General features: G+C 56.8%; 25 protein-coding genes and 1 pseudogene. 12 read left to right on the top strand and 14 right to left on the bottom strand.

Annotated features, from left to right (window positions below):
- A partial coding sequence (gene ggt / locus M7R55_RS01985) for a gamma-glutamyltransferase (RefSeq protein WP_298218013.1) occupies positions 1–1,724 on the bottom strand: 1,724 nt, incomplete at its 3' end.
- A gap of 25 nt (positions 1,725–1,749) precedes the next feature.
- The gene (rlmJ, locus tag M7R55_RS01980) at positions 1,750–2,688 is read right to left on the bottom strand and encodes a 23S rRNA (adenine(2030)-N(6))-methyltransferase RlmJ (protein WP_298218011.1); all 939 of its coding nucleotides are present in this window, start codon (positions 2,686–2,688) and stop codon (positions 1,750–1,752) included.
- A 263-nt stretch (positions 2,689–2,951) separates the two neighbouring features.
- On the opposite strand from rlmJ, the gene M7R55_RS01975 reads away from it, so the two are divergent.
- The 7 genes from M7R55_RS01975 to M7R55_RS01945 all read left to right on the top strand — a co-directional run bounded on the left by M7R55_RS01975 (position 2,952) and on the right by M7R55_RS01945 (position 7,688).
- The gene (locus M7R55_RS01975) at positions 2,952–3,500 is read left to right on the top strand and encodes a metallophosphoesterase family protein (protein ID WP_298218008.1); all 549 of its coding nucleotides are present in this window, start codon (positions 2,952–2,954) and stop codon (positions 3,498–3,500) included.
- A 68-nt stretch (positions 3,501–3,568) separates the two neighbouring features.
- The gene (locus tag M7R55_RS01970; RefSeq protein ID WP_298218007.1) at positions 3,569–4,831 is read left to right on the top strand and encodes a PfkB family carbohydrate kinase; all 1,263 of its coding nucleotides are present in this window, start codon (positions 3,569–3,571) and stop codon (positions 4,829–4,831) included.
- A 130-nt stretch (positions 4,832–4,961) separates the two neighbouring features.
- On the top strand, positions 4,962–5,708 hold the full coding sequence (locus M7R55_RS01965) for a GGDEF domain-containing protein (protein ID WP_298218006.1): 747 nt from the start codon (positions 4,962–4,964) through the stop codon (positions 5,706–5,708).
- Between the two features lie 132 nt (positions 5,709–5,840).
- Positions 5,841–6,281, top strand: coding sequence for an EAL domain-containing protein (locus M7R55_RS01960; RefSeq protein WP_366881140.1), 441 nt, complete (start codon positions 5,841–5,843; stop codon positions 6,279–6,281).
- A 32-nt stretch (positions 6,282–6,313) separates the two neighbouring features.
- The gene (locus M7R55_RS01955; RefSeq protein ID WP_298218004.1) at positions 6,314–6,622 is read left to right on the top strand and encodes a BolA family protein; all 309 of its coding nucleotides are present in this window, start codon (positions 6,314–6,316) and stop codon (positions 6,620–6,622) included.
- A 193-nt stretch (positions 6,623–6,815) separates the two neighbouring features.
- A complete protein-coding gene (locus tag M7R55_RS01950; RefSeq protein WP_298218002.1) occupies positions 6,816–7,232 on the top strand; it encodes an HDOD domain-containing protein in 417 nt (138 codons plus the stop codon).
- An 84-nt stretch (positions 7,233–7,316) separates the two neighbouring features.
- Entirely contained in the window at positions 7,317–7,688 is a 372-nt protein-coding gene (locus M7R55_RS01945) for a hypothetical protein (protein WP_298218000.1), read from the top strand.
- Between the two features lie 136 nt (positions 7,689–7,824).
- Here the strand turns inward: M7R55_RS01945 and M7R55_RS01940 are convergent, their stop codons facing one another.
- From M7R55_RS01940 to M7R55_RS01920, 5 genes are all read right to left on the bottom strand, one after another.
- A complete protein-coding gene (locus M7R55_RS01940) occupies positions 7,825–10,017 on the bottom strand; it encodes a bifunctional (p)ppGpp synthetase/guanosine-3',5'-bis(diphosphate) 3'-pyrophosphohydrolase (protein WP_298217998.1) in 2,193 nt (730 codons plus the stop codon).
- Position 10,018: 1 nt separating this feature from the next.
- Positions 10,019–10,342 carry a DNA-directed RNA polymerase subunit omega gene (gene rpoZ / locus M7R55_RS12215; protein ID WP_366881136.1) on the bottom strand — a complete coding sequence of 108 codons (324 nt, stop codon included), beginning with the start codon at positions 10,340–10,342 and terminating at the stop codon, positions 10,019–10,021.
- A 50-nt stretch (positions 10,343–10,392) separates the two neighbouring features.
- The gene (gmk, locus tag M7R55_RS01930) at positions 10,393–11,022 is read right to left on the bottom strand and encodes a guanylate kinase (RefSeq protein ID WP_298217997.1); all 630 of its coding nucleotides are present in this window, start codon (positions 11,020–11,022) and stop codon (positions 10,393–10,395) included.
- 6 nt (positions 11,023–11,028) lie between these two features.
- Positions 11,029–11,643, bottom strand: coding sequence for a DedA family protein (locus M7R55_RS01925; RefSeq protein ID WP_298217995.1), 615 nt, complete (start codon positions 11,641–11,643; stop codon positions 11,029–11,031).
- A gap of 63 nt (positions 11,644–11,706) precedes the next feature.
- The gene (locus M7R55_RS01920; RefSeq protein WP_298217993.1) at positions 11,707–12,177 is read right to left on the bottom strand and encodes a glycine zipper 2TM domain-containing protein; all 471 of its coding nucleotides are present in this window, start codon (positions 12,175–12,177) and stop codon (positions 11,707–11,709) included.
- A 356-nt stretch (positions 12,178–12,533) separates the two neighbouring features.
- Between M7R55_RS01920 and M7R55_RS01915 the strand changes: the two genes are divergently transcribed.
- Positions 12,534–13,280 (top strand): TerC family protein, encoded by a 747-nt coding sequence (locus M7R55_RS01915; protein WP_298217991.1) that lies wholly within the window; start codon positions 12,534–12,536, stop codon positions 13,278–13,280.
- A 12-nt stretch (positions 13,281–13,292) separates the two neighbouring features.
- On the opposite strand, the gene M7R55_RS01910 is transcribed toward M7R55_RS01915, so the two are convergent.
- Complete coding sequence (locus M7R55_RS01910; RefSeq protein ID WP_298217989.1) at positions 13,293–14,063, bottom strand: exodeoxyribonuclease III; 771 nt, start codon at positions 14,061–14,063, stop codon at positions 13,293–13,295.
- Positions 14,064–14,431: 368 nt separating this feature from the next.
- Positions 14,432–15,889 (bottom strand): DegQ family serine endoprotease, encoded by a 1,458-nt coding sequence (locus tag M7R55_RS01905; RefSeq protein ID WP_298217988.1) that lies wholly within the window; start codon positions 15,887–15,889, stop codon positions 14,432–14,434.
- A gap of 289 nt (positions 15,890–16,178) precedes the next feature.
- Between M7R55_RS01905 and M7R55_RS01900 the strand changes: the two genes are divergently transcribed.
- Entirely contained in the window at positions 16,179–18,413 is a 2,235-nt protein-coding gene (locus M7R55_RS01900; RefSeq protein WP_298217986.1) for an alkaline phosphatase D family protein, read from the top strand.
- A 5-nt stretch (positions 18,414–18,418) separates the two neighbouring features.
- On the opposite strand, the gene M7R55_RS01895 is transcribed toward M7R55_RS01900, so the two are convergent.
- The 3 genes from M7R55_RS01895 to hemH form a co-directional block, all read right to left on the bottom strand.
- On the bottom strand, positions 18,419–19,210 hold the full coding sequence (locus M7R55_RS01895) for a TIGR01458 family HAD-type hydrolase (RefSeq protein ID WP_298217984.1): 792 nt from the start codon (positions 19,208–19,210) through the stop codon (positions 18,419–18,421).
- A gap of 96 nt (positions 19,211–19,306) precedes the next feature.
- Positions 19,307–20,095: a competence/damage-inducible protein A gene (locus tag M7R55_RS01890; protein WP_298217981.1), complete on the bottom strand. Its 789-nt coding sequence runs from the start codon at positions 20,093–20,095 to the stop codon at positions 19,307–19,309.
- Complete coding sequence (gene hemH / locus M7R55_RS01885; RefSeq protein ID WP_298217979.1) at positions 20,092–21,204, bottom strand: ferrochelatase; 1,113 nt, start codon at positions 21,202–21,204, stop codon at positions 20,092–20,094. Before hemH ends, M7R55_RS01890 begins: the two co-directional genes overlap by 4 nt.
- A gap of 323 nt (positions 21,205–21,527) precedes the next feature.
- On the opposite strand from hemH, the gene trxB reads away from it, so the two are divergent.
- From trxB to M7R55_RS01870, 3 genes are all read left to right on the top strand, one after another.
- Positions 21,528–22,487, top strand: a complete 960-nt coding sequence (gene trxB, locus M7R55_RS01880; RefSeq protein WP_298217976.1) for a thioredoxin-disulfide reductase — start codon at positions 21,528–21,530, stop codon at positions 22,485–22,487.
- 80 nt (positions 22,488–22,567) lie between these two features.
- Positions 22,568–22,888 carry a hypothetical protein gene (locus tag M7R55_RS01875; protein ID WP_298217975.1) on the top strand — a complete coding sequence of 107 codons (321 nt, stop codon included), beginning with the start codon at positions 22,568–22,570 and terminating at the stop codon, positions 22,886–22,888.
- A complete protein-coding gene (locus tag M7R55_RS01870) occupies positions 22,885–23,742 on the top strand; it encodes a hypothetical protein (protein ID WP_298217974.1) in 858 nt (285 codons plus the stop codon). The genes M7R55_RS01875 and M7R55_RS01870 overlap by 4 nt, the downstream gene beginning before the upstream one ends.
- Positions 23,743–23,908: 166 nt before the next feature.
- Here the strand turns inward: M7R55_RS01870 and yfbR are convergent, their stop codons facing one another.
- Both yfbR and M7R55_RS01860 read right to left on the bottom strand, forming a co-directional pair.
- On the bottom strand, positions 23,909–24,526 hold the full coding sequence (yfbR, locus tag M7R55_RS01865) for a 5'-deoxynucleotidase (RefSeq protein WP_298217973.1): 618 nt from the start codon (positions 24,524–24,526) through the stop codon (positions 23,909–23,911).
- A gap of 40 nt (positions 24,527–24,566) precedes the next feature.
- Positions 24,567–24,761 (bottom strand): annotated as a pseudogene (locus M7R55_RS01860) (deoxyguanosinetriphosphate triphosphohydrolase); the annotation flags it as partial.

Genomic DNA, 24,761 nt, shown 5'->3' with positions numbered 1-24,761 from the left:
AGAATGGCTTCGTCCGCGCCCCAGGACGGCATTTCCTTGAAGGCGTAGCCCATCTTGGTTAGCGCGGCTCGTGTGTGTGGCGTGAGTAACCCCGGTTCGATGAATATCACATCGGGATACCACTGATGATGCACACGTGGCGCATCGACGGCCTGCTGCATGTTCATGCCGAAATCGACCACGTTGAGGATGCTTTCGAGGGTGGTGGAAATGATGGTCGAACCACCGGGGCTGCCGGTAACCATGAACAATTTGCCGTCTTTCAGCACGATGGTCGGCGACATGGAGCTCAAGGGCCGCTTGCCCGGTTCGATCTGATTGACCCGTCCTTGCACCAATCCGAAGCTGTTGGGTACGCCGGGCTTGGCCGTGAAATCATCCATTTCATTATTGAGGAAAAAGCCGGTGTCACCCGCAATCTGACCCAGACCGAACAGGTAGTTGATGGTGAAGGTGATGCTGACCGCATTGCCCTTGGCATCGACGATTGAGTAATGCGTGGTGTGCTGGCCTTCATCCGCGCCCAGACTGCCCTTGATCTCGCTCGATGGCGTGGCCTTGTCCGGTTCGATGCTGGTGCGCATTTTGGCAATGTGCTTTGCTGAGAGCAGCTTTGGTATGGGGTTATCCACGAATGCCGGATCGCCGAGATAGGTGTTGCGGTCAGCAAAGGCGCGGCGTTCGGCTTCGACCAGATAGTGAATGGCATTCACCGAGCCGTAGCCCCACTGCTGCATGGGGTAAGGCTCGATCATTTGCAGAATCTGGCAGATGGTGGTGCCGCCGGAACTCGGGGGTGGCGCGGACATGATCGTGTATCCGCGATACCCGCAGGAGATGGGCTTTTCCCAATTGACCGTGTAGTCGGCAAAATCCTTCATGCCCAGCAGTCCGCCGTTTTCCTCGCTGGCCTTGACCACCGCTTGGGCAATGGGTCCCTGATAAAAGGCCTGGCCGCCCTCTTTCGATATGAGTTCCAGCGTGTGCGCCAATTGGGGCTGAATCAACCGGTCACCGACTTCATAAGGCTTGCCCTGGTTGAGGAAGATATTCGCGACGTTGGGGTATTTGGCGAAGTCTGCGCTGCGCGTGTGCAGAATCTTGACATCGCCTGCCGTGAGCACAAAGCCATCGCGCGCGAGTTTGATGGCCGGTGCCATGACCTGTTTGCGACTCATGCTGCCGTAGGTTGCCAGCGCGGTGTTCAACCCCATCACGGTACCCGGTACGCCCACGCCCAGATAGGTGTCGGTGCTGCGGCCTTTGACGACGTTGCCTTCGGCATCCTGAAACAGGGTGGGCGTGGCCTTGAGCGGCGCCTTTTCGCGGAAATCGAGAAACACCGTTTTGCCTTCGGCCAGATGCAGCACCATGAAGCCGCCGCCACCGATGTTGCCGCAGCACGGATGCACCACCGCCAGCGCATAGCCCACGGCCACAGCAGCATCGACGGCATTGCCGCCTTGCTTGAGGGTATCGACGCCGACCTGCGTTGCCAGATGCTGTGCGGTCACGACCATTGCCTGTTTTGCCAACACCGGTTTGGCAGCGGCCAACTGGGCACGTGCGGTTGCCGGTGCGGTGGCGTCCAATGCTTGTTGGGCGATCGTGGCCGGATCTGCCTTGGTTGTTTGAGGCGTTGCACCTTGCGCGATCGTTATCGCCAAGAGCAGGGTGAGTGCCATGAATATCGAGATTATCTTGTGCATTTTTTCTGAACGCATGGGGATGTCTGCGCGTTTTACGCGTTTAATGAGCCGGATTCAGCCAGCGAATCGCACTGGGCGCGGCCGTATCCTGCTTGAGCGCGTCGTTGACGAACTCGAGCACGGGTTGCATGAGTGTATCGAGCTGCCATGGCGGATTGATGATCAACAGGCCGGAGCCGGTGAGCCGGTTGCCCGATTCATCGGGGAAAATACTGTTTTCGATGGTCAGTACCGGACGAGGCGTGCTCTTGGCAATCCGGTTGAGCCACCGATCGAGATAGGGGCGTTGCTTGATCGGGTACCACAGGGCATAAACCCCGGTTTCAAACCGTTGCAATCCGGCCTGCAAGGCGGCGGTGATATCGTCGCGTTCCTGGGCTTGTTCATAGGGTGGATCGATCAGAATCAGACCGCGCCGTTCCAGTGGCGGCAAGTCCGCCTTGAGCGCGGCCAGGCCCTCGCCATCCCGTGCGATGACCCTGCGGTCGTGAATGCACTGCGCCTGTATGGGACGTTCGGCGAGATTGCGACTCAATTCCCGTGCCACCTTGGGCACCAGCTCGACGCCGATATAGCGATCCTGCGGGCGCAGAACACAGACAGCCAACAGAGGGGAACCGGGGTAGTGGCTCAAATGAAGAATGGATCCGAACCGTCCGATCTGTTCGAGATAAAACCGAATCAGATCCGGCACCGTGTTGGCGGCTTGCGTTGCCTGCAACAGTCGCCCGATACCGCCAGTTGCTTCATCACTGCGACGGGCTTCGGACGCTTGCAGGTCGTACAGACCCGCACCGGCATGGGTTTCGAGCAACAAAAATCCGGTCGGCTTTTGCTGCATCAGCTCGATGAGCTGTAACAGCACGAGGTGCTTTAAGACATCGGCATGATTACCGGCGTGGAAGTGATGTTGGTAATTCATGATGCATACCGGACGGCGATTGATGCGGACGCGCAAAGTGGGTGGGGTAGTCATCATACGCGTTATCCCCGGTGGAGCGGATATCGCGTGGGGCGGTGGTTTTTCTGTCGGCTGTGGATAAAAAAGTCACGGTAGATGACAGACATTCCCGATCACACCATACTGTCATTGAGCCTGTGCCTGGACTGATGCCGAGCAAATCACGCGAGTGAGCATTTGGCCTGTCGACGCGCTGAAAGGAACACCTGCGGTCGGGCAGGGTCATAAAAGGTGGCCAAAAAAATCGCTTGGCAAAAGCACATTAACATCAGGGAGTCTTTGTGGACCTTGAATCACATGCATCGGTTTGTGTCGGAATTATTTCCGATACGCATGGTGCCATCGAAAATTCGATCCTTGCACTCATGCAGCAGTGCGATGTCATTGTGCATGCCGGTGATATCTTGAATCCCGATATTTTGCGCCGTGTGACGCCGAAAACAGGCCATGTGATTGCCGTTCGCGGTAACAACGATACGGTCGAACAATGGCCGATCGGTACGGCTGATCTGCTCGAATCCCTGCCGGAAGTAGCCACCCTGCGATTGCCCGGAGGCGTACTGGCCGTCGAGCACGGCCATCGGGTCAATCCGGCCCATCAACGGCACCATAAGCTGCGTGTGCGCCATCCTGAGGCCCGGGCCGTGGTCTACGGTCATACGCATCATCGCATCATCGATACCAGCGAGCCGATCTGGGTGCTCAACCCGGGCGCGGCTGGAAAGGTACGCGCCTATGGTGGCTCCGGTTGTCTGCTGCTGCATGCCACGGCTGAGCGCTGGTGGATCGAAGAAAAAACACTGCCCAATCTACGTGCCGGTTCGGCATAATCTCTCACCCCGTGAAACAAAGCGGCGCTTGCCCTGCTCGCAGCGCTGCCGGAGGAGTGAGCTAAACAATGGCACAGATTCTGGGTATTGGCATTGCGACCCTGGACATCATCAACGAGGTCGATGGTTATCCGGTCGAGGACAGCGAGCAACGCGCTCTGGCGCAACGGCAGCGCACCGGCGGAAATGTCACCAATACGTTGACGGTGCTGCGGCAGTTCGACCATGACTGTGCGCTGGCCGCCGTGCTGACTCCGGATGCCGATGGTCGTCAGATTCAGGAAAAACTGGCGCAACGCGGTATCGACCTGAGTCCCGCTCAGGTTCTGGGGTTTGGGCATGCGCCCACCTCATACATCACCCTGAATCGCCAGAATGGCAGCCGAACCATCGTCCATTACCGCGATTTGCCCGAATTTGATCTCAACGCCTTCCTCAAGATTGACCTTGCGCCGTTCGACTGGCTGCATTTCGAAGGTCGTCATTGCATGGATACGGCGGCCATGCTGGCGATGGCGCGCGGAGCGGCGGGCACGAAGATGCTTTCCCTTGAGGTGGAAAAAGAGCGTCCCTACCTCGATCAGTTGTTCCCTTTTCCCGATGTGGTCTTCTTTTCGCGTGCCTTTGCGGAACAACGGGGATTTGTGGACCCGGAAGCTTTCTTGAATGCGGCGCATCAATGGGCGCCACAGGCGGTGCTGGTACTGGGTTGGGGTGCGACCGGCGCCTATCTGAAGGAATCATTGAACGATCCCGTTCAGCTTGTGCCCGCACAGCCCGTGCCGAGCGTGGTCGACAGCATCGGTGCTGGCGATACGCTGATTGCCGGTGTCATTCATGCCCGGGCGAATCAAGCGGGCGTCGATTGGCATGAGGCCGTTACCTTTGGTGTGCGGTTGGCGGAGCGGAAAATCCAGCAACTCGGCTTCGATGGGTTGGCGGAAGATCCGGATGCCCGCAACCAACCGCTCTGCCATCTGGATGACCTGGGCCCAGAGGACGCCATGGGTGCGCAACCGGTCAATGGAGTGCCCAGCGTCATCGTGGTTCGAGACCATCGCACGATCCGTGCGTACCGCAATGTGTGCCCGCACAATGGCTCACCCCTAGCAAAGGGCATTCGCGGCTATCTGGCCGATAAATCAGATGGCTTGTCCGATGGTTTGTCATTGCGTTGTACACTCCACAATGCGTATTTCGAACCGCTGACGGGGGCGTGTACGGGCGGCCCCTGTCCCGGTACGCATCTGACCCCGGTGGCCATTCGACAGGCTGGCGAGATGATTTATCTGGACGATCTGGATGAAGATACCCAGCCGACCGGCAAATGACGCATTGAATCCGTGAGATTATCGGTCAGGATTTAGAAATGCTGTCGTGCTGATTGAGACCCGAGTGATTCGGTAAAAGGATTTTGAGCATGTTGTTTCCCCTCCCGCTGCATTGCGACGTCGAGCGACCATGAACGAAGATCGAGTTGGCCTTACGTCTTTGCCGCAAAGTCCATGCGACCATGCTGAGGCTTGGTTATGGGGGGATCTGAATGTACAGGGCGCACTCACGGCGACGCAAGCGATTACGTCGCTGGACGCCATTGCGCCTATCGATCAAATTCTGGACACACTGCCGCAGAGCGATTCGTGGCACCAGCCCATAGGCCAAATCGGCCCCATGGAAAATATCCGTGACTGGATTTGGCGAGCACACTGGTTAAGCGCCGACCGGCTCGATGGTTCCCCCGCTCCCCTTGATGATGCCAACCTTCCGAACATCGGTGGGCGGCGTTTGCTGCATGTTTCGATTTACTCGCGCCTATCCGACGATGACATCGGTTGGCTCGACAGCCTCCCTGATAACGTGATTGCTCACAACGTGACGGAATTGGATTCCACGCTGGAGCAGTACCGGATACTGGCCAGTCAGGATGAGTTGACCGGCCTGCTCAATCGCCGATTCTTTCAGGTCGAGGCACAACGCTGGATCGACATGCTGAGCGATGAAGGCTCGAAACACTTGGCTTTGTTGATGTTCGATCTGAATTACTTCCGTTCGATCAACGACAGCTACGGCCATGAGCGTGGCGATCAGCTATTGCAGGAAATGGCGCGCAGATTGCAGAACGAATGCGTCACAAGGCCATTGCTCATTGCCCGCATGGGGGGAGATGAGTTCGCCATTCTGATGGAAACGGACAACAAACCTAAGTAAATGCTGATTTATTCCATCCTTGGAATAAATCAGCTCGCTCATCGCGGTACATGCCCGCGATGGCTCTCACGAATCAATGACTTACGTCTTTGTTCGTGTTGGGGCATCCTGCCCCCAAGCGGGAAGCACTGAATAAATCAGCGCTTCCCTAAATCACTGAGTGCGCTGGGTGAACAGATAGAGACCGCGCTCGTCAACGACCCCGCCAAGGCGGCGAGCACATTGATCGAACTGAAAAAGCTGGGCGTTCAGCTGGCATTGGATGACTTCGGTACAGGCTACTCCTCTTTGAGTTATCTGACGCAGTTCGAGTTCAACCGGCTCGAGATCGACAAAAGCTTTGTGCGCGATATTCTCGTTGACCCAAAGGATCTGGTGATCGTCAAGGCGATCGTGGCCATGGGTCATGCCCTGGGGCTCGAAGTGGTCGCAGAGGGTGTGGAAACCATGGCGCAGCGTGATTTGCTTGATGCTTTGGGCTGTGATTCCTTTCAGGGATACTTGGTTGGCCGCCCCGGCCGCCCCGGCCGACCGGAAGAAATTTCACCCATGCTGGGCGTTGGATTGTTATGATTCATCGACCTATTCAATCAAATGGTTTCATCATGTCTCGTTTCGAACGCATCAAAACCCTGATCGAAGATCAACTGGCTCCTGTGCATCTTGAAATTGAAGATGAGTCGCATCAGCACGCCGGCAACCGGACAGAAACCCATTTCCGCCTCGTGATCGTCAGCCCCCTGTTTGAACACGATGGTTTGCTGGCGCGGCATCGGCGGGTTCAGGCGCTGTTGCATGCCGAACAGGAAGGTGGCATGCACGCGTTGTCATTGCATACGTTCACACCAAGCGAATGGCTGGCCAGAGGTTCGTCAGCGGCTCCATCGCCTGCTTGCGCGGGACAGAATCACTAGCCACATCGGTCAATCAGGAGGCCTGCCCATGTGGCAGTGGATTCGGTAACTCTGGGCAACCAAACCCACGGCACCGCCCGCCCTCGTACCGCGTCGGCGCGAGGATGGAGTAGCCCCAGGCAAGCCGGAGCCAATTTCCGACGTTGCCATCCCCGATGCAGAACAGGTATCACTTCTTTTTTTCCAAAAGCTTATGAATGCACCAAAACATCCGCTTGGATATACGGATGCATTACGTCCACAAGAGACCCAATGGCTTAATGCGCGTGCAGAAGATCTCAAACGTACGCCCACACAACTGACGCAGCTAGTGCCACGCTTGCCCAGTGTATTGCCCAAACTCATGACGGCGCTGAACAACCCGGATACTCCCATCCGTACCCTGACCGGTTTGATTGAATCGGATCCCGTGATCTCCTCCATGGTCCTTCGGCTGATCAACAGTCCGGCGATGCGCGTGCGCCGGGAAAATATCGAGTCTCTGGATCAGGCGGTGATGCTGCTTGGTTTTTCGGGGATGCGCGAAGTGGTCTCTGCGGCGATGTTCAGCCCGATCGGCCGACTCGAGCCTGTCGAGGGGGCCTGCCCACTCTTGATCCATGACATTTAGCCCATCAGTCTGCGCGCGGCCAATGCCCTTCGGTTGGGGTTGAAAACGAGATCCGATCATCCGAGACCTTTTTTATCGTCCAACATGGCGTTCGACCTGTATCTGTCCGTTTTGATCGAGCACACCGGATTGATTGCACTGTTGCGTCAAAATCCATTGACCGGGCCAGATACCAGCGCAGCCTATCTCGCGTGTTTGCGGGCGCTGGTGCCCGAGTACTCAGCCCGGATTGCCAAGGACTGGGACTTGTTGGACACGACCATCCGCCTGATCCAGGATGCCCCTGCTGACTTGGAGGTGCTTCGTGTGCACGCGCTTTATTTTTCGACCGCTTGCGCATTGACCCGTCGAGGATTCATGGATCAGGCGCAATTTCTACACCTGTGTCAGCATTTACCGGATTATGCGGCGGGCTGGTACGACCTGTGCATCCCATCCCAGGTGCAGGTCGACTGACGATGATCGAGGTGCCACCGCCTCGCCACTGTTCTGCCCAACCTGCGTGCATCTGCAACGAAGGCTTGTAAGGATCCGTGCGGAGATGACAGGGCAGGCCGGTAAAAACGGCAAGAAAGCCTTATTCACCAATCTGTTAGGGTCGAATGACCTTAACGACGTCCTGAACGCTCTTGATGCGACGCATGACCCGCGCCAGATGCACCCGATCGGCGACCCGAAGTGTCACGGTGATGATGGTCAGATTGACGTCACGGTCATCGAATCGAACGTCATCGATATCGGCGCCGGTTTCGGCTGCGGCGCTGGCGATGCGTGCCAGACCACCCCGAACATTCTTGGCGTGGACGACAATCAGCGCCTGATAATCGCCCAGGGCCGGATTGGCCCAGTTGACCGCTAGCCAGCGCTCGGGATGCACGCCGGCATCGGCCGCATTACTGCAATCATGCCGGTGGACGACAATGCCGCGCCCCGTACTCAAAAAGCCAACCACGACATCGCCAGGTATCGGGTGGCAGCACTTGGCAAAATCGACCACCAGCCCTTCGGTGCCGCTGATGATGATGGGCGTCTGAGCCGACATGATGCCTGTCGGTGATCGTGTAGCTTCGCCTGTGGACTCGTCGGCCACGAGCAGACGCGCGACCAGTGGCGCCATGCGGTTGCCGAGGCCAATTTCCCGCAGCAGATCCGACAACCCCTCGTAGTGATATTCCGCCAGCAATCGGTTGAGGCGATCCGTCTTCATGTCGTTGAAATCGACCGATTCGGCATCCAGTGCCTTGGTCAGTAAACGGTGGCCCAGCTTGATGGCCTCCGAATCCTGCAGGTTCTTCAGGTAGTTGCGGATATGGGCGCGCGCCCGAGCGGTGACGACAAAGGACAGCCAGTTCGGGTTGGGTTCGGCGCCATCCGCGGTGATGATCTCGATGGTCTGGCCGTTTTCCAGTGGCGTGGAGAGTGGGGCGAACCTGCGATCGATCTTGCAGGCCACACAATGATTGCCGACGTCGGTGTGAATGGCATAAGCGAAATCCACGACGGTGGCGCGGCGCGGCAGTTCGATGATCTCGCCCATCGGCGTGAAGACATAGACTTCGTCTGGAAAGAGATCGACCTTGACCGATTCCAGAAACTCCTGCGGATTGCCCGCTTTCTGCTGGATTTCCAGCAGATCGCGCAGCCATTCGCGTGCCCGCGCTTGCGTAACTGTGCCCTGATCGTGACTGGATTTGTAGAGCCAATGCGCAGCGATACCGCTTTCAGCGAACTGGTGCATTTCGTTGGTGCGAATCTGGACTTCCAGCGGGATGCCGTGCGGGCCGAACAAGATGGTGTGGAGCGACTGGTAGCCGTTGGCCTTGGGAATGGCGATGTAATCCTTGAAGCGGCCCGGCAGCGGCTTGTAGAGGTTGTGAACGATGCCGAGCGCGCGATAACACTCATCCACATTCTGCACGATGATCCGAACCGCGAAGACATCGAACACTTCCTTGAAGGTGAGGTGTTTCTGCATCATTTTGCGATAGATCGAATACGGGCGCTTTTCACGTGCCTGAATCTGCACCCGCAGGCCTTCTTCACCGAAACGCTGGACAAAACGTTCTTCGATGCCTGCCACGATTTCCTTGCGATTGCCCCGCGCCTTGCGCACGGCCTCGCTGATGACGCGATAGCGGGTGGGGTACAGGGCGGCAAAACCCATGTCCTCAAGTTCATGACGCAGCGCATTGAGACCAAGGCGGCTGGCGATCGGTGTGTAGATGTCCAGCGTTTCCCGTGCGATTCTTCGGCGTTTGTCCGGGCGCATGACGCCCAGTGTGCGCATGTTGTGCAGGCGGTCAGCCAGTTTGATGAGAATGACGCGCACATCTTCGACCATCGCCATCATCATTTTGCGGAAGTTGGCGGCCTGGGCCTCAGCCTTGGATTTGAAGCGGATCTGGGTCAGTTTGGAGACACCGTCAACCAAACGGGCGACCTCTTCGCCAAAGCGGGCGACGATCTCCTCGCGCGCGACGGCGGTATCTTCGATCACATCGTGGAGGATGGCCGCCGTCAGGGTGGCTTCGTCCATGTGCAGGCCGGCGAGGATCTCGGCAACTGCTACCGGATGACTGATATAAGGCTCGCCGCTTTGGCGGGCTTGTCCAACGTGGGAGTTCGCGCCAAAAACAAAGGCATCCCGCACATGCGCGATGCCTTCCGGATCGATATATGTTGCCAAGGCCATAGCTAGCGGCGCGAAATAGAGTTCCGCTTTGGCCGCTTCGGCAACCAGAACCAGTTTTTCTGGTTGTGGTTGTGGTACGGAGGCCTCCGGCAAGTTAACCTTCGTCGCTGGTGGTGGCCGGGCGCCGGGCGCTTCCTTCGTCTTCGTCGGCAAACTGCGCGAGTTCTGCGCGAATTTCGGCTTCTGAAATTTGTGAACGCAGCACCACCATGTTCTCCTGAATTTCATCGATGCGAGCCTGGTCGATCTTGCCTTCGCCAATTTCGCGCAGGGCGATCACGACCGGCTTTTCTTTACCCATCGGTACCAGCGGCTCGGCACCTTGTTCGATCTGTCGCGCACGGCGGGCGGCCATCAGAACCAGTTCGAAGCGGTTCGGAATCTTTACAAGACAATCTTCTACGGTGACACGCGCCATGATGATTTTCCCCAGGAAATAGATCGGTGAATTGAATTGAGCTAGGTAGTTTACGTTTTTTTAGGGGTATTCAGCAAATTTTCTAAGCGTATGTGTTCCTTTTCGGCCTGACGCGGTGTACGCAGGCGTGCGCTTTCGAACAGGCAGCGTAAATGGTTGAGCGCCTGTGAAAAATCATCGTTGATGATGAGAAAGTCGTAGTTCGGGTAGGCCTGCATTTCCCGCTCGGCCTCGGCCAGCCGCCGGGCGATGACATCGGCATCATCCTGCCCTCGCCCGAAGAGGCGTTCCCGAAGCGCTTCCCGACTTGGGGGAAGAATGAAAATGCTCTGCGCGTTCGGGAATAGCGGGCGAACCTGTTCGGCGCCTTGCCAGTCGATTTCCAGGATCAGATCCTGTCCTTTGTCGAGCACGGTGCTGACAGCTGCCTTCGATGTTCCGTAGTAGTTGCCGAAAACCAGAGCATGTTCGACAAAAGCGCCTTCGGCAATCATGGACTCGAATGTCGACTTGCTGACGAAGTGGTAATGCTGACCGTCCACTTCACCCGGTCGCATGGGGCGCGTGGTGTGGGAAACCGACAGGCCCAGATCGGGCATCTGCTCACGCAGGGCCTTGATGAGACTGGTTTTTCCCGCACCGGAAGGAGCGGAAATGACATACAGCTGACCTTGCGACATCGCTCTCTAATCTCTCTCTTGTTCGCTTAATGCGGCTCGCTCGGCCGCGCGCGTTGCCCGCCGACGGTTCACGAGCCAGAGGGTAAGACCGATCGCCAGAATGACAACCGCACCGACATAAAACACATAATGCCCCCAGTGATTGATTTGAGTGAGGACATGTTCTGCGGCCTGACCAAATACCCAGCCCAATGTGATGAAAATTGTCGCCCAGATCAGCGCACCAATCGCGTTGAACAAAGCGAACTTCCAGGGGCAAAGACCACTATGGCCGATCAATACGGGGCCTGCAGTCCGCAGACCATACATGAAACGAACCATGATGACGACCGGAGCGTGGTATTTGTGAATCCAATGATCCAGACGCGGTTTCTGACGCGCCCAGTTCGGGAAACGCAACAGGATCGCGTCTCCTTTCCAGCGGCCCAGCCAGAAGAAAATCTGGTCGCCCAGCCAGCCGAACAGGACGGCGACGACAAACACCTGGGGCAGGTGCAACATGCCTTGATGCGTTGCCAGCCCGGCCAGAACCAGAACGGTTTCACCTTCGAGCAAACAACCGATGGCCAGCACCAGCAGACCGTATTGTGCCAGCAGGGCGGCGATATCTAGTCCAAACAAAATGCATACTCAATAGGTGATGAATCACGGGGTAAATGAAACACAGGTTAATGAAACATGGGCTCAGCCCGCAGTTACGCGACTCGTGCCATTGGGCGCGGTGATCACCTGGACGCGCTGTCCGAGGGTAAATATCTGCCCGCCAACAGCCTGGACAATCGACACCGTGCGACCGTTATCCAGCCGCACGACGATTTCGACCCCGTTTTGTTGTGTGACGCCTTCTTCGATGGCGGAACCGACAACGCCACCACCGATGGCACCCCCTACCGTGGCAAGGTCGCGCCCCAGACCGCCGCCCACGCCACTGCCAAGCAGGCCCCCAACCACGGCGCCGCCGATGGCACCAATGGGCGTTTGGGTTCCGGCAATGCGCACGCCACGCAGGCTTTCAATCGTGCCGTACTGAACCGTTTGCATTTGCATGGCGTTGTTGCGGCTGTACACGTCACCAGACATGGGGGTGACGCAACCCGTCAGGGCTGTCAGCAGGATCATCGCAATGGCCCATCTCACTGTTGATTTTGCGTGCATGGCAAACTCCTCCGAGTTGACTACGAAAGCGCTGAATAATTCCATCCTGGGATGCCCAGAGGGCGAAAATCAAAGAAATGCGTTTTTTGATTTTCTTCATGAACAATCTCGTGCGCGATTGCTCATGGCGGCACATCCTAAGTGCTGCACGGCAGCTCTGATTTAATAGAGCTTAATCATGATGCCTTAGAGACGCTACCAGAGCGGGATTTTAGCCGAAAGTTGGCACATCTTAGAGGTAATCTTGTGATATCCGTCTTCCAAGCCGACAAGACATTTCTGCAATCGGTACGGAGATGCTAAATTACAGGGCATTTCGCGATAAAAATTACTGAGCCATACTACGAGTTTTAGCAATGATTGAACTACTGCTTTCCCCAGAAACATGGGTTGCCTTCGCAACCTTGACCGCGCTTGAGATCGTGCTCGGCATCGATAACATCATCGTGATTGCGATTCTGGTTTCCAAGCTCCCGGAAAGCCAGCGGGCGGCCGGTCGGTTCTTTGGCCTGGCACTGGCGATGGTGACGCGGATTGGTCTGCTTTTTTCGCTGGTGTGGTTGATGGGGCTGACCAAGCCGTTTCTCCATGTCGGTAACCTGGCATTTTCCGGACGTGATCTGATTTTACTCGTTGGCGGTCTGTTCCTCGTCTATAAAGCCGTAACGGAAATGCACGACACCATGGAAACCGGCGGGCAGGTGGAAGTCGCCACGACAGGCTCCGCGCTGAAAAAAGTTGGGTTGTGGACAGTGGTGATCCAGATCGCCTTGATCGATATCGTGTTTTCACTGGATTCGGTGATCACAGCCATCGGCTTGGTGAAGCACATCGAAATCATGGTCGTCGCTATTGTAGCGGCTGTGCTGGTGATGATGCTCGCGGCCAAATCCATCAGTCAGTTTGTCGAGCGTCACCCCACCATCAAGATGTTGGCGCTGTCGTTCCTGATTCTGGTGGGTGTGTTCCTGATCGCCGAATCGTTCGGCCAGCATGTACCCAAAGGCTACATCTATTCGGCGATGGCGTTTTCGCTGGTGGTCGAGTCGCTCAATATCCGCATGCGCAAAAAGCGTGAGCAGCTGACGTCCAAAGCACTGTAATAGGCGCCGGGTTCAATCCCGGTAATCAATGATCAGCGGGGCGTGGTCGGAAAACTTCTCGTCACGATACACACTCGCACGCTCAACCCGGTTGGCGAGATCGGGCGTGATGATCTGATAGTCAATGCGCCAGCCCACGTTATTTTCCCAGGCATTGGCCCGATTCGACCACCAGGTGTACACGGCCTCGCCGGGGGCGACGAGGCGATGCGCGTCCACATAGCCCAACCGGTCGAATAATTCATCCAGCCACGCCCGTTCATGCGGCAAAAAGCCGGAGTTCTTCTGGTTGCTTTTCCAGTTTTTCAAATCAATTTCTTTGTGCGCGATATTCCAGTCGCCGCAGAGAATCAGCGGTTTGTGCTGTTTTTGAAGATAGCTTTCCAGCATCGGCAGATAGGCGGTGAGGAAACGGTCTTTCGATTCCTGGCGATGATCGCCCGCCGACCCGGAGGGCAGATAGAGCGAGGCCACCATCAGATCCGAATATTCGAAGGCGCAGTAACGGCCCTCGGCATCGAATTCGGGCAGGCCCAGTTGGGTGATAATGGCCTCGGGCGGACGACGCGCGTAAATGGCAACACCGCTGTACCCCTTCTTCTCGGCGCAAACGTACTGGCAGGTGTAGCCAGATGGGCAAAATTCGGCTGCGGTGAGTTGGTCGGCTTGTGCCTTGGTTTCCTGGATGCAGACAAAATCGGCATTCTGTTTGCTCAACCAGTCGAAAAATCCCTTGCGTGCCGCAGAGCGAATGCCATTGGCGTTGAATGAAATGACCCGCATGAAAGCTCCGCTTCGTGTATGAATTGCGGTGGAGTCTAGCAGCGTGATGCGTGGCGTGGAAAACGAGCAAAAAAAAAGCCCCGTATCATTCGGGGCAATGGTTCTTCCTTGAGGAGCCAATTCTTAAGATGGTGCGCCAGGCTCAAAGTTCACCAGGTCATTCAAAAAAATTGATAATCAATCCTTAAAATGGCACTGGTCTTGTTCTGCCGATGGCCCGGACTTTTGTCCGTCTCGTGTTTGGGCTATCCCGGATTGAGTTTTTTCGAGCCATTTTCCGATGGTGAACTTATGGTCTAGCATTGGAAAATGGCGGCACAGGACTGTGCCGCGTCGCCTCTGAGCATATTCAGAGGCGGGTTATTGACCTACTGTGCGCCGAGTTGAACCGCCATGAATAATGGCTGGCCATCTCGCAATAGCCGGATGGCAATCGGTCGGTCTTTCGGTGCGCTGTCGAGTGCCTTTTTCAGATCTGCGGTCGATTTCATCGGCATCCGGTTCACTTCCAGCAGTACATCGCCGGGTGCAATGATTGAGGCAAACGGCGAGTCGTTGCCGACGGCATTCACCTTCACACCATATTTGATGTTCAATTGCTGGAGTTCATCGGGAGACAACGCCGAGACTTTCAGCCCCATTTTTTCGATGGCTTCGCTGGTACCGGCTTCGGCAGCAAGTGCTTGCTTGTCCAGTTTTTCAACCGTGACGCTCACTTCCATCTGCTTGCCGTCGCGCATCAGGGTCAAGGTGGCCGGTTTGCCGATCGGCGACATGCCGACCAGGATAGGCAGTTCACCTGAATGCTTGATTTCCTTGTCGTTGAACTTGAGGATGATATCGCCGGATTGCAGACCTGCCTTTGCGGCTGGCGAGTTCGGCTCGACCTTGGCAACCAATGCGCCTTTGGTGCTGTCCAGTCCGAAGGATTTGGCCAGATCATTGGTGACCGGCTGAATCAGCACGCCGAGATAACCCCGCGTGACATGACCGGTCGCCTTGATCTGATCGACCACATTCATGGCGACATTGATTGGAATGGCGAACGAAATGCCCATATACCCGCCGGATTTGGTGTAAATCTGCGAGTTGATGCCGATGACCTTGCCACTGGCATCGATCAACGGGCCGCCGGAGTTGCCGGGATTGACCGGCGCATCGGTCTGAATGAACGGTACGTAGCTTTCGTCCGGCAAATCGCGACCCAAGGCAGACACGATGCCGTGCGTTGCACTGTGATCCAGCCCGAATGGCTCGCCGATGGCCAGAACCCATTCACCCACCTGAATCTTGTCGGAATCGCCGATCGGCGCTACCGGCAGATTCTTCGCGTCGATCTTGATCAGGGCGATATCGGTACGCTTGTCCTTGCCGACGACCTTGGCGGGATATTCCTGCTGATCAGGCAGCCGAACCGTGATTTTATTCGCATCATCAATGACATGTGCGTTGGTCAGGATGTAACCATCCGCGGAAATTATGAATCCTGAACCCAGCGAGCGGATAGGCTCCTGATTTTGCTGTTGTGGCATCTGCTGCTCGAAAAAACGGCGAAACATATCGCCGGCCGGCCCCGGTGGGAAAATCGGCTGGGCGCCGCTATCAAATGTCGGCTGTGCCTTGGGTTTACTCACCGTGCTGATATTCACCACCCACGGGCTGGACTGCTTCACCAATTGCACATAATCGGGCATGGCGGTGTCGGCAAAACTGACCGCCGGCGTCATCGCCATCAACGGAGCTGCAATCAACGCGGCGGCCAACAACAGGCGTCCACGACGCGGCAAGCCAGCACGAATGGCATCAACAAGAATCTGGGTTCGCATACGTTACCTCTGCTGAATAAAACAACGATAGATTCTGGAATCGCAACCAGCTCGGCCCGCACCGACAAAACCGCGCGGCAACCGGTTGCATGATGTTTCTGATACCAAACCCGAAGAATAGTTCAGCACTTCGCTATGTTTGCCCGGATCATAAAAACTTCATACGCAACCGTTAGTGTGCTTCTTCACTCTTGGCAGCTCGCGCAAAGGGAACACCCGAAAAAGTATCCATGCCGCGTGGTTCCCCTTGCCAAGGACTTGTCATTGCCATCAATCAGGAAGTGCAAAAATGAACGCAACCTCGCCATTACCCGCTCTGGCTCATTCCAGTAGCCGCCGCCAGTTTCTCAAGTTGATTGTGCTGACAGCCTCAGCAGGCGCATTGGCCGCTTGTGGTGGCAGTGATAGTGGGGCGGAAAACATTTCGACTGACACCAGCTATTTTCCGCAGTCGGTGGCTTCGGGTGATCCGGCCGCAAACTCGGTCATTCTCTGGACGCGTTTGGGTAAACTCGACCCGCAAACCGAAGGGCAGTTGCGCGTTCAAGTCAGCGCCCAGAATGATTTTGCCAATCTGGTCGTCGATGAATTCGCCGTGCCCGTTGCCGCCGCGCACGATCATTGCCTGCGTTTGAAAGTGGCTGGTCTGAAGCCCGGAACGACGTATTACTACCGTTTTCTGGTAGCCACCGGCAACCAGACCTGGGCCAGCTCGCGTACCGGGCGAACTAAAACTGCGCCCGATCCGGCGGCCAACGTGCCGGTCAGCTACGCCGTCACCTCGTGCCAAGATTACATCGGCCGGTATTACAACGTGTGGGCCTACCTGCTGCAAACCGAGCCGGATTTGGATTTCATCCTGCAAATCGGCGATTACATCTACGAGACCACGGGCGATCCCTCGTTTCAAACGGTGGGCAGTCCGCGCAGCATCACCTTTACCGACACGGCAGGCGCTATTCAATTAGGCGATGCGACCGCGCCTTACTATGCTGCCTCCAGCGTGTCGAATTACCGCGATTTGTACAAAACGTACCGCAGCGACCCGATCTTGCAGCAGGTGCATGAGCGTTACCCGATGATCGGCATCTGGGATGACCACGAATATTCCGACGATTGCTGGGGCGCGACCGCCACGTATTTCAATGGCCGGGAAGATGAGTACAACCCACCACGGCGTGATCGTGCCGAACAGGTGTATTACGAATTCATGCCGGTGGATGACCCTGCTATCGCCAGCGGTGCGCTCAACAAAGACCCGGCCACGCTTTGGCCGAATAATGTGCTGTATCGCCGCTTACGCTTTGGTCAGAACCTGGAAGCCGTGCTGCTCGATTACCGCAGCTATCGACCCGATCACCTCATCCCCGAAGACGGCTTTCCCGGCAAGGTGGTGATGAGCGAGCCGGTGCTTGTGAGCATCTTTGGGCAAGCCAATTACGATGTCGTTAAAGCAAACTTTGGCCCCTATGTGGACACGACCACTGCACCTTGGGGCAGCTATCTTCCGGCCCTGATTCCGGTTTTGGCGCAAGGATACCTTCAGGCGGGTTACGCAGGCGATGCGCAAACCAAGGCGACCGACGATCTCACCGGCCTGGTCTCCGCTTTTGTGTTCAATCAGCTCATTGCCCTGTTCAATGCCGCCGTTGCCGCGGGTCAAATTTCGGGGGCGAGCACGCTGCCGATCATAGATTCGACCACATACGATGCCTTGCCGCGCGGCATCGCCTACCTGCATATCGGCAAGCAGGCGTTTTTCTCGGAGCTCGGCGCGCGTTATGCCGTCGTGCAGCCGACCTTTGATCTGTATGCGCAGTACATGCAGGCAACCGGGCAATACGAACAAGACCCGCTGGGCTCAACACAACGCCAGTTTTTGGCGAATGCCCTGGCATCGGATGCCACATTCATCAACGTGATTAGCACAGTCTCAACCGCTCCCTTGCGCTGGGATTTGCGCTCGGCCACCAGCTTGCCTGCTGATTACCAAACAGTGTTCAAGCCCAATGTGGATCAGTGGGATGGGTTTCCGCAAGGCAAACAGGCTTTTTTGGAAACCTTGTCGAATCGACCGGGCGCGTTTCTGGTCTCCGGCGATATTCACGCGAGTTTCGTCACGCAACACCAAACCAGCGCCATGGCAATGCCCGTGGCGGATTTTACCGGTCCTGCCATCAGCTCGGGTACGTTCAACAATTTCGTGGAATCGGCGATTGCCGGCTTGCCGGGGCTGGATGCAACGCAAAAAGCGGCGGCCAATCAAGCCTTGGTGCTGGGGCTCGATCAGACCCTTCAAGCGTCCGCGCCTGCCGATGAGCCGATTGTATTTGCCGATACAACCCACCACGGGATTATGGTTTTCCGCGTGAATGCGGCACAAACCCAGGTCGATTATCTGCTGATCGATCAAGCCGTCGTCAGCCAGAATTTAACAGGCGATGCCGCCAAACTGGCGCAGTCGTTCAGCCACCAACGTTTTGTTTTCGAACCGCAAACCGGCAAGGTGACGCGCGCGAACTAATGTTTTCAGCGCCTGTGCACTAAATGCACGCTCGCCAGAACATCCTTGGCGAGCACAGTGGTTTCCGGGGCTTGTTCTTCATCGCCGGCCTGGTACTTACCTGTTTGAACCAGGATGGTCTGCAAACCAACGGCGTGTGCACCCAGAATATCACTGTGCACATCGTCACCGATCAGGGTGATGTTTTCTGCGCAAAAGCCGAGTGCGGCTATGGCCTGCCGGAAGAAAGACGCGCCCGGTTTGCCCATGGCGATGGCGGTGACGCCCGCCGCGTTTTCCAGCAGCCGAACGAAGGGACCGGCATCGAGTGACAGGCCGTCGACTTCACGAAAATAGCGACTGTCGGACAGCGAAATTAGCGTGGCTCCGGCCATGAGTTCCCGAAAGGCGGCGTTGAGTGTGGTGTAGGTAAAGCCTTCGCCTGCGTCGCCGATGATGACGGCTCGGGGGGCAGTGGTGTCCGTTTTCTGCCCGATCAGCGTGGTATCGACCCCGGCAAAATCCGGTAGTAATCCGGGGTGAATCAGCAAAACGCCATGCGTCTGGTAGGATTGCAGCCATTCTGCGGCGGCACGTGCGGGCGTGAGCAATTGCTGCGCTGACACGTTCAGTCCGGCCTCGTGCAGATTGGCAAGCAAATCCGCATGACTGCGACGCGTGGTGTTGGTCAAAAGCAGGAAAGGAATGTCGGCCTCGCGCAAGCGGGCGAGTGCTGCTACCGCGCCGGGCATCGGCGTATTGCCATCGAGCAGTACGCCACCGATATCAAAAATAACCGCTTGCGTTGTGGTCTGCATGGAGCTTTCCTCCCGTAAACAGGCGCTTGAGTGGTTTCAACACCAAAGCAAAAACCGAAGGCGTGATGCGGCTTTGTGCACCACGGCGGGCGTGGCTCAGGTCTGAGCTGACTCGGTTGGTGGCCGCTCGGACTGGTGGGTCACGTCCAGTGCATCAAGTTGATTCTGCAATGCTTTCATGGCATGCGCAACTCGCTCGGAAGCACCTTTGAAGCCAAGCTCGATCAGGCGTCGTTCGCCCTGCCCGATCGGCAGGCTGAAAAACTTGAGATTGGGGAATTCGGCGCAGAGCCCGGTCATGGTGGGCAGCAGATCACTTTCCGAGGCGCCGATGGTCCAGAGCGACTGTTCGCGATAATCCAGCGTACCGAGTGAAGCCAGTGGATGAGCCAGAATCCAGTCGAGCATCGGGTGGGCCATTTGCGGAAAGCCGGGCATGAAAAAATGGTTTTCCAGATAAAAACCTGCCACGTTGTTGACGGGGTTTGGAATCAGATCGACCTGATCCGGAAAATCCGCCATGTGCACCCGATGCGGGAAGGCCGCTTCACCGAACTGGGCAATGATGCGGCGCTCGGCTTCGGGATGGCGCGTGAGTGGCCGCTCGAATGCCCGGGCGGCACTGGCGCGGGTGAGATCGTCCGGCGTGGCACCGATACCGCCGAAACAGAAGACGATGCTACCCGTTCGCCTGCTGTCGCGCAGGGTGCTTTCGATGCGATCGGCGTCGTCACCGATCATCTGTGCCCAATCGGGTTGACGTCCGCGCGGTGCCAACCGTTCGATGACGGCGGCCAGATGCGTGTCTTTGCGGCGGCCGGAGAGGATTTCGTCGCCAATGATCAGCACGCCAATCGGCATGGACCTGCCGGATGCAACGCTCATCGTTCGGCGCCCATGGCGAGGGCGTTGGCGCGTACCCGGTCACGTTCCTGTGCGTCGGCCTCGGCATCGAAGCCGCTGTGTTCGATCCAGCCTTGTGTGTGGCGACGAATCAAATGCGTCAGGGCATCTAGATGATCGTCTCGATCGTTTAAGGCAGGAATGTAGTGATAGGTTTCGCCGCCGGCTTCTTCAAAATATTCGCGGTTTTCCTGACCGATCTCTTCGATGGTTTCCAGGCAATCGGCAGAAAAGCCGGGGCAGATGACAGCAATGTGCTTGATGCCTTTGGCGGGTAATCCTTTCAAGGTTTCATCGGTGTAAGGTTTGAGCCATTCCTCACGACCAAAACGGGATTGGAACGTCACCATGTATTGATCGGGTGTTAGGCCAAGGCGGTCGGCCAACAGGCGTCCGGTCACGTGGCATTCGCAGTGATAGGGGTCGCCCGCCAGAAGATAACGCTTGGGCACACCATGAAAGCTCATTACCAACTTTTGTGGCTGACCGTGTTCGGCAAAATGTTCACGAACGCTGGCGGCCAGTGCATCGAGGTAGGCCGGTTCGCGATGGTAATGATTCACGAAGCGCAGCTCAGGCACCCAGCGCCAGGTTTTCAGTTCATCGAAAACAGCATCGAAGGTCGAAGCGGTCGTGGCGGCGGCGTATTGCGGGTACATGGGCAAAACCAATATCCGACGCGCACCGGCATCGCGCAGCTCGGCCAGTGCTGTGGCGACCGAAGGGTTGCCATAGCGCATGCCCAGAGCAACCGAGACGGGGCCGGCCATCTGTTGCGACAAGCGCTCCTGCAAGCCGCGTTGCTGCTGTCGGGAAATGGTGAGTAAAGGCGACCCGTCCTCGTAGTGATCCCACACTTCCCGGTAAGCGGCGGCTGACTTTTTAGGACGTGTGTTGAGGATAATCAGGTTCAGAATCGGCCACCACAGGAGTTTGGGCAACTCGATGACGCGCGGGTCGGATAAGAATTGCTTCAGGTAGCGGCGCAGGGCGGGTGTGGTCGGTTCGTCCGGTGTGCCGAGATTGAGTAACAGCACGCCCATCCGCTCGGCGCTACCGTGTGCGTACTGGGGTTCACCTTGATATTTCATGCCACTGTCCTTAACTTTGTTTGGGCGCCTCGAAAAACCTACTGCGCTGTCCGATTGCGGCGTATTGCGCAGCTGGCGTAAGCCCGCGCCTCGCCTATCTGCTTGATATGTCTCGTTGCTCGCTGAACGCGAAGCTGGTGTAAGCCCGCGGCTCCTTGCACTCGAACATGCTAACGCAGAGCTGGCGTCAGCCCGTGACGGTTTTTCGAGGTGCCCGTTTATGAATTGGTCGCGCAGCGCGTGGCGGCCGTGGATTTTGCAACGTATGATTGTAGGCAAGTTTTAAGCGCATTTGCGCCTTTTGTGATGATGAGGAGTCGATCATGTCTGAAGCCAATACCCGCCATGCCCGTTTGTTGATTTTGGGATCGGGCCCGGCCGGCTATGCAGCGGCGGTTTACGCTGCACGTGCCAATTTGAATCCCGTGTTGATCACCGGTATGGAAATGGGCGGACAACTTACGACGACGACCGAAGTCGAAAACTGGCCGGGCGATCCGGGTGACTTGACCGGCCCGGCGCTGATGGATCGGATGAAGGCGCATGCAGAAAAATTTGATACCGAAATCATCTTCGATCACATCCAGAGCACCGATCTCAAGCAACGGCCATTCACACTCAAGGGCGATTCGGGCATCTACACCTGCGATGCGCTGATCATCGCCACCGGTGCCAGCGCAAAATATCTGGGGCTTGAGTCCGAATCCAAATTCAAAGGCAAGGGCGTTTCAGCCTGCGCGACCTGTGACGGTTTTTTCTATCGCAATCAGACCGTGGCCGTGGTCGGTGGCGGCAATACGGCGGTTGAGGAAGCACTGTATTTGGCTAACATTGCATCCAAAGTGCATGTGATTCATCGCCGCGACAAGTTCAAGGCCGAAAACATTCTGATCGACCGTTTGATGAAAAAAGTCGATGAAGGCAAGGTTGAGATCCACTGGCACAGTGCCGTCGACGAAATATTGGGCGACAACACCGGCGTGACCGGTTTGCGCATCAAGCAGGTGAAAACCGAAAAGACAACCGATCTTGCGCTCACTGGCGTGTTCATTGCCATCGGACATGCGCCGAATACCGGGATTTTCGAAGGCCAGCTCGAACTGGCCGGTGGCTATATTCAGGTCAAAAGCGGCACACAGGGCAATGCGACGGCCACGTCGGTGCCCGGCGTTTTTGCCGCGGGCGATGTCATGGACCACGTATACCGTCAGGCGATCACCTCGGCGGGTACCGGTTGCATGGCGGCGCTGGATGCAAAAACCTACCTCGAAGGCCTGGAATAAAGGCCAGTGATAAAGGCATGGAATAAAAGCAAGGTATAACGATTGATCAGTGGCGCTTTTCCGCGCTGCCAGGAGACAACATGGACCCGGTGATCGCAGCCTATACGGTGTTACTCGCGGTAGCATTGGGGTTGAGCGGCTTTCTGCGCGGCGATGCACGGCGTCGTGGCCGCGGCTTGTTGATGGCGGCGACTTTGTCGGGGTTCATCGTAGTCGCTGCGGCCGGTGCGCTGGTCAATGCCGTAGCGGTACCCGACTTGATCCTCACGTCGCTCGCCGTTTTTTTCTCCGCCCAAGCCGCCACCACCGCGTTCTCTCTGCTGTGGCGGGAAATATGCTCGACACGTCAGGCCCGCGGATCGGTGCCGGGTTCGGACCACCGTGAGGACACATCGGCATGAGCGTTGGTCTGCAGATCGATCTGATCGGTTGGTTCGCGCTGGCGCTGATTCTGGCGGCGTTGTACGGACTCAATAGCGAAAAGGGCGAACAGAGCGGAAATACCGCGCGGCACAAACCCGCCATCGGGCTGTTGTTTGCAGCGTTGTTGCTGATGTTGGTATCGGTACTCTGGACGTCCGACGGCAGCAATGTCCCGTTGGCCATTGTGATGGTGTTGCTGGGTATCGTCGCCGCCCCCTTGTCTTCTCGCTATCGGGCCGCGCGGGGTTCTTCGCCGCAACGCACGATACGGGAGGGCATTCTGAGCGGCCTGTCGCTGATCACCATCGGAACCGGCTTGACCGTCGCCCTGCTGGGGCTGACGGGTTGGTTCGACATGGATCGTGATGCCTTTACCTGGGATATCCAGCTGGTTTCAGTATCCAGTGAGTTCATCGGGGTCTGGACGTTCGCAGCGGGGCTCATGCTCTGGCTTCGGCTGAACGATTACCTGCCCCAGTCTAGCCCTGGGCGAAATCAAAAGCGGATCGGGCTGGCCGTTCTGGCACTCGCCGTGCTGCTGAGCGGTCTGTCGGTCCTATTTCCGGCCTATGCCAGCGTGCTGATGATCGTGGTGGCCGTACTGGCTCTGGAATTGGGCGCTTTGTCGGCGCTGGGTGTCGCCGAAACGCGGGTGGCGCGGGTTCTGGGCCAACACACGGGGCTGATCGGCTCGGCAATCGCGATGCTCGGTTATGTGCAGGCGAGCCTGTTTCTGCTGTCGATGGGCGGATTGATTGTGGCGGCGGCTATTCACTATCTGCGCGGCGCTATGGCGTTCAATCAGGCGCGTCGCCGCCGTACCGATTTCTGAGTTGTGGCCCACTAAGGAACCTCTGAATAATTCAGAGGTTCCGCGCGGCACAAGGACGTGCCGCCATTTTCAATCGCGTATGTGATTGAAAATGAAGCAAAGCAAAAGTCACATCTTTTGCTTTGCGTGCTCTGAGAATTCCAGGATGGAATTATTCAGAGCTTCCCTAATCGTAACTTAAATCATCCAGCGTCAGTGCAAACCCATCGACGAAATGTGTGCAAAAGTACCTGACAGCGGGCATGGTTTCCTGCATTTCTTCGAGCTTGGCAAGCAGGTAGCTTTCGGCCTTCTTGAACTCCTGGTTTCCCGCGAAACCTTCTTCCAGACATTTGAGATAGGCCGACATCGAATCGGCCGCTTTAACGACCCGTGCAACCTCAGGCTCGATTCGCTCGCTTTCGATGTTTGATGCAAACGCCGAGCGCAGGCGTTCAGGCAACAGGCCAGTGAGCTTGCGCTCGGCGTGGGCTTCGAGCGCCTTGTAGGAGTCGAGAATATCCTGTCGGAAATACTTGACCGGCGTGGGCAGGTCGCCGGTAATAATCTCAGCTGCGTCGTGGTACAGCGCCACGGTAACGATACGGCCGATGTCGTTGGTTTCGCCGTACAGTTCGTTGCCGATCACGGCCAGCGCGTGCGCGATCATTGCCACTTGCAGACTGTGTTCCTGAATATTTTCAGTACGCGTGTTGCGCATCAAACCCCAGCGCACGATGTACTTCATGCGGGCGAGATAAGCAAAGAAATGGCTTTGTTCGGGTGTAGTTGATTCGCTCAACATCAGACTCCTGATGAGTGGGTCATGGTTTGATAATCATGGATTAGTAAGGAACGCTCGGTCGAAAACCCGCCTCCTGAATTTGCTGCCAGGAGCGTACCGCAAAACTATCCGTCATGCCGGAGACCATGTCGGTCAGTAGTTGCGCTTCCCGGTAGCGTAGCGGCATGGGGTTGTTCGGCGATTCGAATACTCGGCGGTAATTTTCCGAAATCAACTGATAGAGATAGCTCGCCAA

Source organism: Halothiobacillus sp., assembly GCF_027346185.1.
Classification (GTDB): Bacteria; Pseudomonadota; Gammaproteobacteria; order Halothiobacillales; family Halothiobacillaceae; genus Halothiobacillus.
The sequence above is the reverse complement of the archived record's forward strand: the minus strand, read 5'-3'. Positions and strand labels throughout refer to the sequence as shown.

Coding starts and splice junctions, on each gene's coding strand:
- M7R55_RS01870 (WP_298217974.1), top strand. CDS start 22,885: ATGAGCGTTGGTCTGCAGATCGATCTGATCGGTTGGTTCGCGCTGGCG.
- M7R55_RS01920 (WP_298217993.1), bottom strand. CDS start 12,177: ATGCACGCAAAATCAACAGTGAGATGGGCCATTGCGATGATCCTGCTG.
- M7R55_RS01875 (WP_298217975.1), top strand. CDS start 22,568: ATGGACCCGGTGATCGCAGCCTATACGGTGTTACTCGCGGTAGCATTG.
- rlmJ (WP_298218011.1), bottom strand. CDS start 2,688: ATGATGACTACCCCACCCACTTTGCGCGTCCGCATCAATCGCCGTCCG.
- M7R55_RS01890 (WP_298217981.1), bottom strand. CDS start 20,095: ATGAGCGTTGCATCCGGCAGGTCCATGCCGATTGGCGTGCTGATCATT.
- rpoZ (WP_366881136.1), bottom strand. CDS start 10,342: ATGGCGCGTGTCACCGTAGAAGATTGTCTTGTAAAGATTCCGAACCGC.
- M7R55_RS01895 (WP_298217984.1), bottom strand. CDS start 19,210: ATGCAGACCACAACGCAAGCGGTTATTTTTGATATCGGTGGCGTACTG.
- M7R55_RS01970 (WP_298218007.1), top strand. CDS start 3,569: ATGGCACAGATTCTGGGTATTGGCATTGCGACCCTGGACATCATCAAC.
- hemH (WP_298217979.1), bottom strand. CDS start 21,204: ATGAAATATCAAGGTGAACCCCAGTACGCACACGGTAGCGCCGAGCGG.
- M7R55_RS01910 (WP_298217989.1), bottom strand. CDS start 14,063: ATGCGGGTCATTTCATTCAACGCCAATGGCATTCGCTCTGCGGCACGC.
- M7R55_RS01955 (WP_298218004.1), top strand. CDS start 6,314: ATGTCTCGTTTCGAACGCATCAAAACCCTGATCGAAGATCAACTGGCT.
- gmk (WP_298217997.1), bottom strand. CDS start 11,022: ATGTCGCAAGGTCAGCTGTATGTCATTTCCGCTCCTTCCGGTGCGGGA.
- trxB (WP_298217976.1), top strand. CDS start 21,528: ATGTCTGAAGCCAATACCCGCCATGCCCGTTTGTTGATTTTGGGATCG.
- M7R55_RS01900 (WP_298217986.1), top strand. CDS start 16,179: ATGAACGCAACCTCGCCATTACCCGCTCTGGCTCATTCCAGTAGCCGC.
- M7R55_RS01905 (WP_298217988.1), bottom strand. CDS start 15,889: ATGCGAACCCAGATTCTTGTTGATGCCATTCGTGCTGGCTTGCCGCGT.
- yfbR (WP_298217973.1), bottom strand. CDS start 24,526: ATGTTGAGCGAATCAACTACACCCGAACAAAGCCATTTCTTTGCTTAT.
- M7R55_RS01950 (WP_298218002.1), top strand. CDS start 6,816: ATGAATGCACCAAAACATCCGCTTGGATATACGGATGCATTACGTCCA.
- M7R55_RS01915 (WP_298217991.1), top strand. CDS start 12,534: ATGATTGAACTACTGCTTTCCCCAGAAACATGGGTTGCCTTCGCAACC.
- M7R55_RS01945 (WP_298218000.1), top strand. CDS start 7,317: ATGGCGTTCGACCTGTATCTGTCCGTTTTGATCGAGCACACCGGATTG.
- M7R55_RS01965 (WP_298218006.1), top strand. CDS start 4,962: ATGAACGAAGATCGAGTTGGCCTTACGTCTTTGCCGCAAAGTCCATGC.